General features: G+C 35.3%; 12 protein-coding genes. 5 read left to right on the forward strand and 7 right to left on the reverse strand.

Features of this window, described 5'->3' with window-relative positions; translation table 11 throughout:
* Window positions 1–8 precede the first annotated feature (8 nt).
* Complete coding sequence (gene clpB, locus ACGK9U_RS12230; RefSeq protein ID WP_394466664.1) at window positions 9–2,615, reverse strand: ATP-dependent chaperone ClpB; 2,607 nt, start codon at window positions 2,613–2,615, stop codon at window positions 9–11.
* Between the two features lie 192 nt (window positions 2,616–2,807).
* Between clpB and ytxJ the strand changes: the two genes are divergently transcribed.
* From ytxJ to ACGK9U_RS12250, 4 genes are all read left to right on the forward strand, one after another.
* Window positions 2,808–3,197 (forward strand): bacillithiol system redox-active protein YtxJ, encoded by a 390-nt coding sequence (ytxJ, locus tag ACGK9U_RS12235; protein WP_394466665.1) that lies wholly within the window; start codon window positions 2,808–2,810, stop codon window positions 3,195–3,197.
* A gap of 13 nt (window positions 3,198–3,210) precedes the next feature.
* A complete protein-coding gene (locus ACGK9U_RS12240) occupies window positions 3,211–3,615 on the forward strand; it encodes a gamma-glutamylcyclotransferase (protein ID WP_394466666.1) in 405 nt (134 codons plus the stop codon).
* 96 nt (window positions 3,616–3,711) lie between these two features.
* A complete protein-coding gene (locus ACGK9U_RS12245; RefSeq protein ID WP_394466667.1) occupies window positions 3,712–4,125 on the forward strand; it encodes an SRPBCC family protein in 414 nt (137 codons plus the stop codon).
* Window positions 4,126–4,218: 93 nt separating this feature from the next.
* A complete protein-coding gene (locus ACGK9U_RS12250) occupies window positions 4,219–5,904 on the forward strand; it encodes an RluA family pseudouridine synthase (protein ID WP_394466668.1) in 1,686 nt (561 codons plus the stop codon).
* A 156-nt stretch (window positions 5,905–6,060) separates the two neighbouring features.
* Here ACGK9U_RS12250 and ACGK9U_RS12255 read toward each other — a convergent pair whose 3' ends face one another.
* Both ACGK9U_RS12255 and fahA read right to left on the reverse strand, forming a co-directional pair.
* Window positions 6,061–7,239, reverse strand: coding sequence for a hypothetical protein (locus ACGK9U_RS12255; RefSeq protein ID WP_394466669.1), 1,179 nt, complete (start codon window positions 7,237–7,239; stop codon window positions 6,061–6,063).
* Between the two features lie 264 nt (window positions 7,240–7,503).
* Window positions 7,504–8,787, reverse strand: a complete 1,284-nt coding sequence (fahA, locus tag ACGK9U_RS12260; protein WP_394466670.1) for a fumarylacetoacetase — start codon at window positions 8,785–8,787, stop codon at window positions 7,504–7,506.
* A gap of 200 nt (window positions 8,788–8,987) precedes the next feature.
* On the opposite strand from fahA, the gene glyA reads away from it, so the two are divergent.
* Entirely contained in the window at window positions 8,988–10,259 is a 1,272-nt protein-coding gene (gene glyA / locus ACGK9U_RS12265; RefSeq protein ID WP_394466671.1) for a serine hydroxymethyltransferase, read from the forward strand.
* Between the two features lie 162 nt (window positions 10,260–10,421).
* Here the strand turns inward: glyA and ACGK9U_RS12270 are convergent, their stop codons facing one another.
* The 4 genes from ACGK9U_RS12270 to ACGK9U_RS12285 form a co-directional block, all read right to left on the reverse strand.
* Entirely contained in the window at window positions 10,422–11,039 is a 618-nt protein-coding gene (locus ACGK9U_RS12270; protein ID WP_394466672.1) for a DUF4386 domain-containing protein, read from the reverse strand.
* 207 nt (window positions 11,040–11,246) lie between these two features.
* The gene (locus ACGK9U_RS12275) at window positions 11,247–11,726 is read right to left on the reverse strand and encodes a DUF1877 family protein (RefSeq protein WP_394466673.1); all 480 of its coding nucleotides are present in this window, start codon (window positions 11,724–11,726) and stop codon (window positions 11,247–11,249) included.
* Window positions 11,727–11,919: 193 nt separating this feature from the next.
* Window positions 11,920–13,482, reverse strand: coding sequence for a right-handed parallel beta-helix repeat-containing protein (locus ACGK9U_RS12280; RefSeq protein WP_394466674.1), 1,563 nt, complete (start codon window positions 13,480–13,482; stop codon window positions 11,920–11,922).
* 66 nt (window positions 13,483–13,548) lie between these two features.
* The gene (locus ACGK9U_RS12285; protein WP_394466675.1) at window positions 13,549–13,935 is read right to left on the reverse strand and encodes an acyl-CoA thioesterase; all 387 of its coding nucleotides are present in this window, start codon (window positions 13,933–13,935) and stop codon (window positions 13,549–13,551) included.
* Between the last annotated feature and the right edge of the window lie 88 nt (window positions 13,936–14,023).

Consider the following 14,023-nt stretch of genomic DNA (forward strand, 5'->3'; position numbering starts at 1 on the left):
TACAGTGTTTATATCTTTTCAGTTACCAAATCACTTTGGTTTCTAAAAACTAATTTGTCATCAAAGGCATCTAAAAGAATGATGCTATCTGTTGTTACCTTGCCAGCTAAAATTTCTTTGCTCAAGGAGTTTAAAACATCTTTCTGAATGACACGTTTTACAGGTCGTGCGCCATATTCGGGGTTATATCCCTTATCGGCTAAGTATGCTACCGCTTCTTCTGTAGCATCAAACGTAATACCTTGTTGTGCTATCATTTTCGTTATGCCTTTAAGTTGTAATTTAACAATGGCTGTTATATTCTCTTTGCTTAAAGGTGTAAACATGATCGTGTCGTCTATACGGTTTAAAAACTCTGGCCGAACACTTTGTTTTAAAAGACCTAAGACTTCTATTTTGGCAGCTTCAATAGCTGAGTCTATGTCTTTGGTCGCTTCAAAACGTTCTTGTATAATCTGGCTCCCTAAGTTGGAAGTCATGATTATTATGGTATTTTTAAAATCGGCCACACGTCCTTTGTTGTCCGTTAAATGTCCTTCGTCCAATACTTGCAATAAGATATTGAAAGTATCAGGATGCGCTTTTTCAATTTCATCCAAAAGCACTACAGAATACGGTTTTCTGCGTACAGCTTCCGTTAATTGCCCGCCTTCATCATAACCTATGTATCCAGGAGGGGCGCCAACCAATCTACTTACCGCATGGCGTTCTTGGTATTCGCTCATATCAATACGGGTCATGGCGTTTTCGTCATCAAACAAATATTCGGCTAAAGCTTTGGCCAATTCGGTTTTGCCAACCCCAGTGGTTCCTAAAAACAAGAAGGTTCCAATGGGTTTTTTAGGATTTTGCAACCCTGCACGACTTCTACGAACCGCATCACTTACTGCTTCGATAGCCTCTTCTTGTCCTACCACGCGTTTGTGTAATTCGTCTTCTAATTTCAATAACTTTTCACGTTCACTTTGAAGCATTTTGGTAACGGGGATTCCGGTCCATTTTGCGACTACTTCAGCAATATCATCATAAGTAACCTCTTCTTTTATTAAAGAGTTCTCAGATTGGGCTTGTAGTTGCTTTTGGAAGGTTTCCAATTCTGCTTGGGCTTCTTTTATTTTTCCATAACGTAATTCGGCAACTTTTCCGTAATCGCCATCACGTTCGGCTTTTTCAGCTTCTAGTTTGAAATTTTCAATGGCCTGTTTGGTGTTTTGAATGTTTTCCACCACTTCTTTTTCACTTTTCCATTTCGCGTTTATTTCATTGCGTTGCTCTTTGATATTCGCTAAATCGGAACGAAGTGTTTTCAGCTTGTTTTCATCTTTCTCACGTTTAATGGCTTCTATTTCAATTTCCAATTGCATTATTTTTCTATCTAAAACATCCAATTCTTCGGGTTTAGAGTTGATTTCCATGCGCAATTTTGAAGCGGCTTCATCCATTAAATCGATAGCCTTATCCGGTAAAAAACGGTTTGTTATGTAGCGTTGCGATAATTCAACCGCACCAATAATGGCTTCGTCTTTAATACGTACTTTATGGTGGGTTTCATATTTTTCTTTAATACCACGAAGTATAGAAATAGCACTTTCAGTATCGGGTTCATCTACCATTACTTTTTGGAAACGGCGTTCCAAAGCCTTGTCTTTTTCAAAGTATTTTTGGTATTCGTCCAAAGTGGTAGCGCCAATAGCGCGAAGTTCACCTCTTGCCAATGCGGGCTTTAAAATATTGGCAGCATCCATAGCGCCTTGTCCGCCACCGGCGCCAACAAGGGTGTGTATTTCGTCAATAAAAAGTACAATGTCGCCTTCGCTGGTTGTTACTTCTTTTATCACGGCTTTTAAACGTTCTTCAAACTCGCCTTTGTATTTGGCACCTGCAATTAAAGCGCCCATATCTAAAGCGAAAATTTGCTTGTCTTTTAAGTTTTCGGGGATGTCGCCATCAATAATCCTATGGGCCAACCCTTCTGCGATAGCGGTTTTACCTGTTCCTGGTTCGCCTACTAAAATGGGATTGTTTTTGGTTCTACGCGATAGAATTTGAAGGATGCGTCTAATTTCCTCATCACGTCCAATGACCGGGTCTAACTTGCCGTCTTTGGCAAGTTGGTTCAGGTTTTTTGCATATTTGTTTAACGAATTGTAGGTTTCTTCTTGACTTTGGGACGTTACGTTTTCACCTTTTCGTAATTCATTGATGCTTGCGGTGAGTGCTTTTTCGGTAACACCTTGGTCTTTTAGCATCTGCGCTATTTTACTGTTCGATTTAAAAATAGCAATGATTAAATGTTCTACTGAAACATAATCATCCTTCATTTTTTTAGCAATAATAGCAGCTTCGTTGAGCGTTTTTCCTGCTTCACGAGACAGCATCAATTCACTACCAGTAACTTTAGGGAAACTTTCAATTTGTTTGTCCAAAGCCTGTTCTAGTATGTTGATATTTACATTCAATTTTTTTAGAATGAATGGCAGTACATTTTCGTCAACTTCAAAAATACCTTTAAAAAGGTGTTCGTTTTCAATTTGTTGATGTCCGAAGCCTTGAGCAATTTGTTGCGCTTGCTGTATGGCTTCTTGCGATTTAATTGTATAATTATTTAAGTTCATATCTATGTTTTTTATGCATTCGAAACGAGGAATCTATTTTTATTGTTTTACTTTTACAACCTGTATAAGTCAATAATCTTACCAGTACGATTTTAGAGACAAAATGTCGGTTAGACACTGATTTTTAATGACTTTTAGTCAGTTTGTAAGATTTAAAAACGATTTAGACTTATTTATCTTAAGATACAATTTATGGGATTATTTAACAAACTATTTAGTGGTTCTACTGAAGAAAAGGAGACCAAAACATTGCCATGGATTCCGTTAACCAAAATGGAACAATTACAGGAAATGGAAACCAAATCCAGCACAAAATTACAGGTTGTTTTTAAACATTCCACCCGTTGCGGTATCAGTCGTATGGTGTTAAAACAGTTTGAAGCAGATTACCATCTTACCGAAAATCATTTGGATATGTATTTTTTAGATTTGTTGAATTACCGCGATATTTCGAATGAAATAGCTGTTAAATTTCAGTTGATGCACGAATCGCCACAACTGTTGGTCATAAAAAATGGTGAAGCGGTAGCTTATGAAAGCCATGGCGGTATTAATAGTTTGGATTTAAGTAATTTTATTTAAGTGCTTTTCGTGAATGGAACCAGAGTATTTGTTTGTATACGGTACGTTGCTAAAAGATTTTGAGAGTGACATGTCTAAATTTTTAGAACGGAATTCTGAGTTTGTTGGCGCAGGGTATTTTATTGGGAAATTGTTCGAAATTTCGTGGTATCCAGGGGCTGTTTTAAGTAATGACCCTGATGATAAAGTGTACGGACATATTTTCAAAATCCAAAATCCTCAAAAAACCTTTCAAGTTTTAGACGATTATGAAGGTATTGGTGATACAGGAGAGTATGCAAATGAGTATACACGTACACTAATTGATGCCTACTCAAATGAAAATAAATCAATTAAAATCTGGGTATATATTTATAATAATTCTACTGAAAATTTAAAACAAATTACCTCAGGAAATTATTTTGAAAGGAATACATAAAACAGGATCTCCTTAGTTTGTAAATTTGTTTTTTTTAGTTTTAAAAACAAATAATTAACTTCGTTGAAGCAAAATATTTTTAAGCCAAATTTTATTATGAAAAATAGAATCACAATAGAAGTTGTTGTAAATGTAAATTTGCAGAAAGTTTGGGATTTTTGGACAAAGCCTGAGCATATTGTTAATTGGAATTTTGCTTCAGATGATTGGCATTGCCCAAAAGCAACAAATGATTTAAGGGTAGGAGGAAAATTTTCTGCTACCATGGCGTCGAAAGATGGAACTATGAGTTTTGATTTTGAAGGTGTTTATAATGAAGTTGTTGAACTAAACAAAATAGCATACGCTATGGCAGATGGTAGACAAGTACTGGTGGCTTTTGAGAAGCAAGGAAATACAACGGTAGTAACTGAAGTTTTTGACCCCGAAGACCAAAATCCTTTAGAAATGCAAAAAAATGGTTGGCAATCTATTTTGAATAACTTTAAAGAGTATGTTGAAGCTAACTAATTATTTAAGGTTTTTTACACATCCATAGGATGATATCAATAGAGTATTTAACTTATTTTAATTTCGTTTCTTTGCAACCATTTTAGTTAAGTTATGTCTCATTTTTGTATTTCATGTTTTCATCCTTTGGAAAATAATTTGGGCATTAATTTACCCGAAAAATTCACCTTTCCATTTTATTACGAGCCACATCCTTTAAGTGTATTGGCGGCAAAACAACTTCAAACCTATTTAGAGACTCAAACCGATTTTATTCATAATTTCGGATTAAATCCCAGTCAAAACGGACTCATAATAGGGAAAATGTTTGGAGTTATGGTAGTGAAAACTTCTGAAGGTAAATTAGGATATTTAGCAGCATTTTCAGGGAAGTTAGCAGATAGTAACGATGTAAAAGGTTTTGTGCCTACCGTTTATAATACTTTAAATGAAGCTGGTTTTTACAAAAAAGGGGAGGCAAAATTAAACAGCATCAATGCAGAGATTGAACGGTTGGAAAACACACCAGATTATCTAAGTGCTAAAGCGGAAGTTGAAAATAGTAAAATTGCTTTTGCGGAAGCGTTAGGCCTTCTTAAAGCTGAAATTAAAGAAGCAAAGCAAGATAGAAACCAACAACGGGAAACTGCAAAACTGAGTATGTCCGTAGAGGCTTATTCGGAATTTATTGAAACTTTAAACAAACAAAGCATTGGGTATCAATTGCGGTTGAAGTATTTAAAACAAGAAGGCGAAACCCAAATAAAAAAGCTGGAAACCGTTTTAAGTGGTTATAATAAAACCATACAAACTTTAAAAACACAGCGTGCTACTTTATCGGCGTCTTTGCAACAACGTATTCACCAACAGTACCAATTTTTAAATGCCGAAGGTGCTACCAAAGATTTGCTCAATATTTTTAAAGATACTATATCGCCCATACCACCTGCGGGTTCGGGGGAATGCGCTGCACCCAAACTGTTTCAATATGCTTATGAAAACAATTTGAAGCCTATTTGTATGGCAGAATTTTGGTGGGGTGCTTCTCCAAAATCGGAAGTGCGGAAACACCAACAGTTTTACCCTTCATGTAGAAGTAAGTGTGAACCTATTTTAGGGCATATGATGCAGGGTTTGTTGGTTGATGCCAACCCCATTGAATCTCAAATTGTTTTTAACCAAGAGTTAGAAATCGTTTACGAAGACGCACATTTGCTATTGGTAAACAAGCCCCACGAATTTCTATCGGTGCCGGGGAAAAGCATCAACGAATCGGTGTTGAGTAGAATGAAGGCATACTTGCCCAATGCTACCGGCCCTTTGTTATTGCATCGGTTGGATATGTCTACGTCTGGTTTGTTGTTGGTGGCAAAAAGCAACCGTGTTTACAAAAATTTGCAAAAGCAATTTATTGAGCGCAGCGTGAAAAAGCGGTATGTAGCGTTGTTAGATGGCATATTGCCCAACACCAGAGGCACTATAAACCTACCATTGCGCATCGATTTAGATAACCGCCCACAGCAATTGGTATGCGATACCCACGGGAAACCAGCGACCACCACCTACGAGGTTATTGATACAGAAAACGGAAAAACCCGCGTATATTTTTACCCCATTACGGGACGTACACACCAACTACGTGTACATGCAGCCCACAGCGAAGGACTAAAAACCCCTATTGTGGGCGATGATTTGTATGGCACCAAAGCCAACCGACTCCACTTACATGCGGAACGCATTACCTTTACGCATCCTATTACTAAAGAAGTGCTTACGGTTACTTGTGAAGTGCCTTTTTAAGTTGTTTTGTTTGTTTTCTTAATTACTTTGATTTATAAAGTAAAGTCTTTCGTCTTCGCTCAAGATAAACTAAAGTAGATACTTAATACTTCGTTAACAACTCAAAGTTCTCGACTGCGCTCGAACGGACAAAAAGATGATATTTGTTGTTGCCGTTTATCTTGGGTTATAGGAATTTATAATCTTTTTAAGTTGTGCTTTTAAGTCTTCACCGGTATCATAAATCATTTGTTCTTCGCTAGGGAAGGGCACACGTCGGTTATTCAAAAATGGTAACAAGGTGGTTTCTAAAGCGCGTCTATCACCACGTGAGGTTGCAAAAATATGTTGAAACACAAATTCACTACTTATAGGGAAAGCATCCACTAATTGTTTGTTTTTAACATCAATATACTCCACATTTCCTGTTACTTGTGCCGATTTAAATTGGGTGCTTTCGTAGTATTCACAACGTACGGTAATTAATTTATCAACTTGTATCGCTTTACCAAGACTGTCTTTAACCACATTTCCTTTAGAGTCTAACAAATTCTGTTTACCATCAATCACTTGTTTTTCTTTAATAATTTGGCGTTCCTTAATTTGCTCGGGTGATAGGTTGATCTCTCTTAAATTAACACGCATGTTGTAATCGTAAGTTAATTTAGCTACAGGTGCGTTGTGGTAAACCGTCCATAAATTGTTTAGTCCGTAAGTGCTGAAGTTTAATAAATCGTCTTCCAAACGGGTGGGGATGGTTTTGCGTGTATCGTTAATCATATCTACTAAAACAAAATCAGTACCTTTATTATGTGCAATTTCTAACTGATTGCGTACATCTTTATAATTAGGGTTGATGTCTTCAATATCTTGAAACATGTTAAATGCTTGTCTAGCATCCAGTTTGTTCTTTGACTTTAAGAGCCCCAACGCATTGTTATAGATTTGTAAGGATGCATCGTTTTTAAATTTGATGATGTCGCTGGAATAATCTTTAAGATCAAACTTTACCGTTTTGCCATTAATAGCAAGCGGTAATAAAGGTTTTATAAGTTCCTGACGCTTGTTTAAACCCACATACATATCATAAATACGTAAATAATTTTCAGGATTGTTGTCTTTTTTAAGAAAATTTATATTGGTTAAATCGCGTTCGTTAGCTTTATTGTAAGCTTCTTGAAGCATCGCAATATAATCGGCTTTTCCTTTTTTGTCCTTATTGGTGCGTAATTTTCCAATTGCATCGTAAATAGCTTGGTCGTAATTACCTGAGCTTAACGATTTTTCAATTTGTTTACTGGTGCTGCAAGATAGGATGCAAGCTATTAGTAATGTAGAAAGTAATGTTCTCATCATGGTCTCTATGTTTGGTTTATTTGGCTGGTATTCCAATAAGGGTGCCAAAATACTAAAACAATAGATTAAACACTAATAAATCCGTTAAAATGATTTTGTTTTGAATTATTTGAAAGAATAATATTTCATATTTACGTCATTACATAGAGGGTATAATTGAAGTAACAACTAAAGACCTGCAAGGTTTATGAAACCTTGCAGGATTGTGTGTATAGTAAATTATAGAATGAGATTGCTTCGTGCCTCTCAATGTTGGGAAATTTACTATTTTCGTTTAAAAACAGGTAGTAATTTGGTAGATACTTCGCCAAAACCAATACGCGTTCCGTCTTTTTCACAATAACCACGCATAATAACGGTGTCGTTATCATTTATAAAAGTACGTTCGCTACCATCTTTCATTTTAATTGGTTTTTCACCTTTCCAAGTCAACTCTAGCATCGAGCCGAAAGAGTCCGGAGTAGGCCCAGAAATCGTACCACTTCCCATCATATCGCCCGAATTTATAGGGCATCCATTTATGGTATGGTGCGCCAGTTGTTGCGACATATTCCAATACATATATTTGAAATTTGATTTGCTAACAACTGTTTCTTTGGCACCACTTGGGCGAATGGCAACTTCTAAATTAATATCGTAACTTTTTTTGCCTTTATATTGAAGGTATTCCAATTGTGGTTTAATAGGTTTAGGACTCTCAACACGATAGGGTTCTAAAGCATCCAATGTTACAATCCATGGTGAAATGGATGATGCAAAGTTTTTAGCTAAAAAAGGGCCTAGTGGTACATATTCCCATTTTTGAATATCACGTGCGCTCCAATCGTTTAAAAGTACCAACCCGAAAATATATTCTTCGGCTTCTTCAATAGGAATGGGTTCGCCTAAATCGTTGGCAACGGTTGTAATAAATGCCATTTCCAATTCAAAATCCACCAATTTACTTGGGCCGAATACAGGAGTATCAGCACCATTAGGAAGCATTTGTCCTTGAGGTCTATGAACCGGAATTCCCGATGGAATGATAGAAGAACTTCTACCATGATAAGCCACGGGTATGTGCAGCCAGTTTGGTAATAAGGCATTTTCAGGGTCTCTAAACATAGAACCTACATTGGTTGCGTGCTCAATACTTGAGTAAAAATCGGTATAATCGCCAATTTGTACAGGCAATTGCATTTCAATTTCATCTAAACGAAAAAGTACAATTTCCTTATGGCTCTTATTTTCTTTTAGGGTTTTATTATTACTGTCAAAAATTTGGGCAATACGGTTTCTAACGGCACGCCATGTTTTTCTACCATCGGCAATAAAATCATTCAAGGTGTCTTGAAGAAAAATATCATCGGTTAAAGGAATGCCATCAAAATACCCCAATTGGTGCAATGCTCCCAAATCGATAGCCGTATCGCCAATTCGGGTTCCAATAGTAATGATGTCATCACGCGTTAAAAACACCCCAAACGGAATGTTTTGTATTGGGAAATCTGAATTCTTATCGACGTGTAACCACGATTTTCTATCTGGATTGTTAGCTGATAATGGCATAACTTTAAAGTTTAATGTTTATTGAATTATATTCAAACCTACACATTTTTTTCATTTTAAAGGAATAAAATGCATAAAAATTAGGTTTCTTTTAACCGTTAATAAAACCGTTAAAAACTTAGAAGTAAATATATGTTTTTTGGTGTATTTAACTAATCTATTTGTTACTTTTGCCGAATATTTAACAAGAAATTAATTTTATGCAACGCGACGAACAAATTTTTGAACTAATTGAAGCTGAAAAAGAACGCCAATTACATGGTATAGAACTTATTGCATCAGAGAATTTTGTAAGCCCACAAGTAATGGAGGCAGCAGGTTCTGTGTTAACCAATAAATATGCTGAAGGTTACCCAGGGAAACGCTACTATGGTGGCTGTGAGGTAGTTGATGAAGTAGAACAAATAGCTATTGATAGAGCAAAAGCCTTGTTTGGTGCTGCATATGTAAACGTACAACCACACTCTGGAAGTCAGGCAAACACTGCAGTTTACCACGCGTGCTTAACACCTGGAGACAAAATTTTAGGATTCGATTTATCGCACGGTGGTCATCTTACACACGGATCGCCAGTAAATTTTTCAGGTAAATTGTACAATCCTGTATTTTACGGTGTAGAACAGGAGACAGGTGTTTTAAACTATGATAAAATTCAGGAAATCGCTACCAAAGAGCAACCAAAATTAATCATTGCTGGTGCATCTGCATATTCCCGCGATATCGATTTTAAACTTTTTAGAGTTATTGCCGATAGCGTTGGTGCTATTTTAATGGCAGATATTTCACATCCAGCAGGTTTAATTGCAAAGGGTATTTTAAACGACCCCATGCCACATTGCCACGTTGTAACAACTACAACCCATAAAACCTTAAGAGGTCCAAGAGGTGGTATGATTATGATGGGACAAGATTTCGATAACCCTTTCGGAATTACTTTAAAAGATGGTAGTTTACGTAAAATGTCGTCGTTATTGGATTCAGCTGTATTCCCAGGAAACCAAGGAGGTCCTTTAGAGCATATTATTGCTGCTAAAGCCATTGCTTTTGGTGAAGCGTTGACCGATGATTTCTTGCATTATCAATTACAAGTAAAAGCAAATGCTGCTACTGTAGCAAAAGCTTTGGTTGAAAAAGGCTACGATATTATTTCTGGCGGAACCGATAACCACTGTATGTTAATAGATTTACGCAACAAAAACATCTCTGGTAAAGATGCAGAAAACGCCTTAGTAAAAGCCGATATTACAGTAAACAAAAACATGGTACCTTTCGATACCCGTTCACCATTTGTAACATCAGGTATTCGTCTTGGAACTGCAGCGGTAACAACCAGAGGTTTAAAAGAAGCCGATATGATTGAAATCGTTGAGTTGATTGATGAAGTAATCAACAACTACGAAAACGAAGCGGTTTTAGAAGTTGTAAAAGAAAAAGTAAACGCGATGATGGCAGGGCGTCCATTATTTGTGTAATCAAATAGAAATAAAATGAATAAAAAATCCTGCTTTGTGCGGGATTTTTTGTTTTTGGGTGTTTTAACACGCTTTCCGCTATATATTTTTTTTAAGCTTCGCTTCGATTGGACTTACTATATTAGGCTGGACTAAAAGTTACGAGATTTAAAGTAGTATAAATCAACTTTTTTCTTTGCCGCTTTTTATCAGAAGCCAAATCGCAAATGACATCTCCCCAATTATACTGGGAATTGCCACCAGTGCTAAGAATATTGAACCATATGCTTCATAATCTGGCAGCATGAAATGTGCTCCTGTATCAATCATATACATTGTACCTGCAATTAAGAGAAAAAATGCAATTATTTTGGGCTTTCCAATTATTTTTCCAAGTAGGATAAGATGAATTCCAAAGAAGAAAAGGCCGATAAGCCATATAATGTTGAAGGTGTCTATTTGTTTAAGAATTTCTTGGCTGGTATTTGAACTTAATGCTACAGGAAGTGTAAATATTGCAACACCCATAATTGCAGCATGCATCATTCTAAAATATGTACTTAGATTTGATAAAGAGTGTTCTTTGTATATTTCAAAAAGTGCCCATGCAACAACAACGTCAAAAACAACAGTTAATATAAATGCTAATATTCCAAATCTCACCATCATATGATTCTGTTGGATGGTTTCTAACGGGGCATTTTGAATTGATTCAAGGATAAAAAAATTAGCAAATATCGCAGCGAAGAAAATAATGAGGTAGCTAATACCTGCAATTATTGAGAGTGTTCTTGGTTTCATAGTTCTGTTTCGTTTTTAGAGTTAAATTATGGGTTAACTAAACAGTCTTATTGGCATTACGTGACGGTTTTGGCTATGGTTTCGTTGCGGAATGGTTCGGCAGAACTATTCCGCCGTAAACCGAAGTTAACAAATACGCAGGAATTTACTCTCGGAAATTCCGCAGCAATAAACTATAGCTGTTGTTGTACGCAGTTTTTTTATTCATTAGTGAAAGTGAAATACTATTCCGTGATTTAATTCTACCGCTTTTTGAAATGCTTTTTTATATGTCTCTAAATGAGGTATAATGTAATTCCAGAAGTTAGATTCAGTCCAATCTTCTAATCTTATGGCAAGATAAACTTGCTTCTTAGCCATTAGTTTTCGGTCGCAAACTTCTTTTATCTCGTCAATATTTATTCCACAAAGTAATTCATTCACACGTTTTGCTTTTCCAGATTCAATGTGTTTTGAGTCAAGTATTTTTAAAAATCCATCTTCAGTGCTGTCGTTTTGTTTTATTAAAAATCTGGTAATGTCCCAACCTTTGTCCATTGAAAAAACAGTGTCATTTTCTTTATGATATTTCCCAAAAATATTTGCGAAATTTTCATCAAGAAATTCCTCTGCGACTTCAGATTCCATTTTTTTAAGTTCCTCAATTTTTGAGTCAGACATTCTGTATAATTCACAAACAATTCCCAAATTTACTCGGTTTTAATCTCGTTTCTCAAATTGTGTACAATGTGATATATAGTAACTTTTATTACTCATATCCCGTAAATATATCAGAATATAGTAAGCTTTTTGTTACTGTTATACAGTAAATATAATTAGTTTTCTTATAAAAAGAGTAAGAAAATAAAAGTTATCTATTAGCTTTCTTAGTCTTTATTAATCAATCTTCCACAGGAAAAATAATATGCTGATAAGCCCCTAAATCTGGAGACGCAGTTCTATCAACATTTAAAATATCAAAAGGCACTTGGGTAGCAAACGTAGAAAGCCCTTTGTTTATAGCCGCAGAATCATCACCTATAATAAGCATGTTTTTATTAGCATCTTTAAAATTAGGGTCTTTGTTAAAAATATTGCCTTCGTAGTGGTTGGTATCGTTTAAATCGTAGTTTGGTCCAGTTAAAGTTGTGTTTCTATTATCAAAACGGATTAGGCAATTGGTGAACTTAAAGTTGAAAACTATCGCATCATCTTCAATTTCGTCTAATAGAATTTCAGGATTATCGTTTCCGTAAATAATACAGTTATTAAAATTGGCTTGCGTTAAATTGGTTACTATAGCATTGTCTTCTTCATCAGTAATAAAATTATTTAACAACACAGAAGGTAATGGTCTGGAGCCACTCCAATAATTGGCAATGGTACAGTGTGTAAAATTATATTTTCCACCAAAAGTACCTGCGAATGATGATTGCCCACTATTGTTAATCACCACATTTTCACCTGTAATAGATGTGTTTCTGCCCAAAATGCCAAAATTGCTGGAATTATATATTTGTGAATTTGTGATTTTTAATTTCTGACCAATAACATTAGGATTACCGTCGCATAAAATACCTATGGAAGCATTTTTTATGGTGGCGTAATTTATGGTGTTATTTATACTACCATCAAACAGCCAAATGGTGCCCCATTGTCCTGAAACTTCAGAGAAATCAGGTTCTAAACGGTCGCTTTCAAAAATAACTTCATTTTCTAAAAGTTTTTGATCGCTACTAGCAGTTCCGTTTACTTTTAATGTAGAGCCTTCAGAAATTAACAGTCCAGAATTTTCATGAAAATGTACGCGTGCACCAGCATTTATAGTTAAGGTTTCTCCGTTAGGTACAGCAGCAAATCCATAAATAACATAAGGTTTTTCGTTTGTAAAAGTGAGCTCGCTAGGTAGTAATTCACGTCCTTGAATATCAGTTTCTACTTTATCGCCATTTATGTCTAAACTAAGGGTTTCAATAACTTTAGTTGTGTTATCTCTATCGGGATAAATAAAAACTGCATCTTGTACTAAGGTAACTAACTCTACTTTTTGAAGGTTAGCCCCAGTATCAAACTCAATTTGGTCTGTGTATAAAAATTTGCCATCCGGATTGGAAAAATTATTTATATCGATGGTAGTTTCAACAAAAATAAACAAGCTGTCTTTTGCTAATATTTGAATGTTTTCAAAAGATTTTCCTGCCATACCATCTACATTCAAGCGGTAATTTGAGGTGTTGCCTAAAGCAAGTCTTATAGAAGGGATTAAAATATCGTTATTACTTCTGTTATATACTTTTAAATTGTAAGTACTAGAGCCTATGTTGGTAAATACAGTATCTAGGTATACGGTATCTTTTGAAAATTGCAGAGTTCCTGTGTTTGGTGAAAAGTCGAAATCTTTTCTACATGAGCTCCAAAGTATTAAAAAAACTATGGTAAAAAGAAAGTATAAACTGCGTTTCATAAAAAAAAATCAATTTGGGTAAAAATATAACTTTTGTTTTGATACTATAGTATGTAGATTCGTTATTTAGCTAAATAAATCGATTATTTCTGGTGTAATTCGTGCAGGACGTTTTGTTTCGCTACTTATTAAACACCAATTGGTTTCAGATTTTGCCAGTAATTTTTCGGCATCGTTATATATTTCTACAATACGAGTTGTTGTAACGCCTTCAGAATTTATAACGTAGGTTTTAAGTTTAATAACATCGTTTAACAACGCCGAACTTTTGTACTCTATGTAATGAGACAGCATTACCCAGTAATATTCTTTTGTAATTTTTGGTGAGGCATTTTTAAGCCAATGTGCTTTGGCAATATCTTGCACCCATTCTACATATCTAATATTGTTAACATGATTAAGTTCGTCTAAATCTTTCTGAATTACTGTTAGGGTAGTTTCAAAAGTTTGCATTTTATTTTAAATTTTCATGATAAAAGAATATGAAAGATAAAAATTCATGTTTAATAATTCTGTAAAAATTTGTTTAAAGTTTGAATTA

Origin of the sequence: Mariniflexile sp. HNIBRBA6329 (genome assembly GCF_043558645.1) — a bacterium.
In the GTDB taxonomy this organism is placed as follows: domain Bacteria; phylum Bacteroidota; class Bacteroidia; order Flavobacteriales; family Flavobacteriaceae; genus Mariniflexile.

Bases quoted from the DNA above. Each gene is read 5' to 3' on its own strand.
- clpB (WP_394466664.1), bottom strand. From the start codon at position 2,615: ATGAACTTAAATAATTATACAATTAAATCGCAAGAAGCCATACAGCAA.
- ytxJ (WP_394466665.1), top strand. From the start codon at position 2,808: ATGGGATTATTTAACAAACTATTTAGTGGTTCTACTGAAGAAAAGGAG.
- ACGK9U_RS12240 (WP_394466666.1), top strand. From the start codon at position 3,211: ATGGAACCAGAGTATTTGTTTGTATACGGTACGTTGCTAAAAGATTTT.
- ACGK9U_RS12245 (WP_394466667.1), top strand. From the start codon at position 3,712: ATGAAAAATAGAATCACAATAGAAGTTGTTGTAAATGTAAATTTGCAG.
- ACGK9U_RS12250 (WP_394466668.1), top strand. From the start codon at position 4,219: ATGTCTCATTTTTGTATTTCATGTTTTCATCCTTTGGAAAATAATTTG.
- ACGK9U_RS12255 (WP_394466669.1), bottom strand. From the start codon at position 7,239: ATGATGAGAACATTACTTTCTACATTACTAATAGCTTGCATCCTATCT.
- fahA (WP_394466670.1), bottom strand. From the start codon at position 8,787: ATGCCATTATCAGCTAACAATCCAGATAGAAAATCGTGGTTACACGTC.
- glyA (WP_394466671.1), top strand. From the start codon at position 8,988: ATGCAACGCGACGAACAAATTTTTGAACTAATTGAAGCTGAAAAAGAA.
- ACGK9U_RS12270 (WP_394466672.1), bottom strand. From the start codon at position 11,039: ATGAAACCAAGAACACTCTCAATAATTGCAGGTATTAGCTACCTCATT.
- ACGK9U_RS12280 (WP_394466674.1), bottom strand. From the start codon at position 13,482: ATGAAACGCAGTTTATACTTTCTTTTTACCATAGTTTTTTTAATACTT.
- ACGK9U_RS12285 (WP_394466675.1), bottom strand. From the start codon at position 13,935: ATGCAAACTTTTGAAACTACCCTAACAGTAATTCAGAAAGATTTAGAC.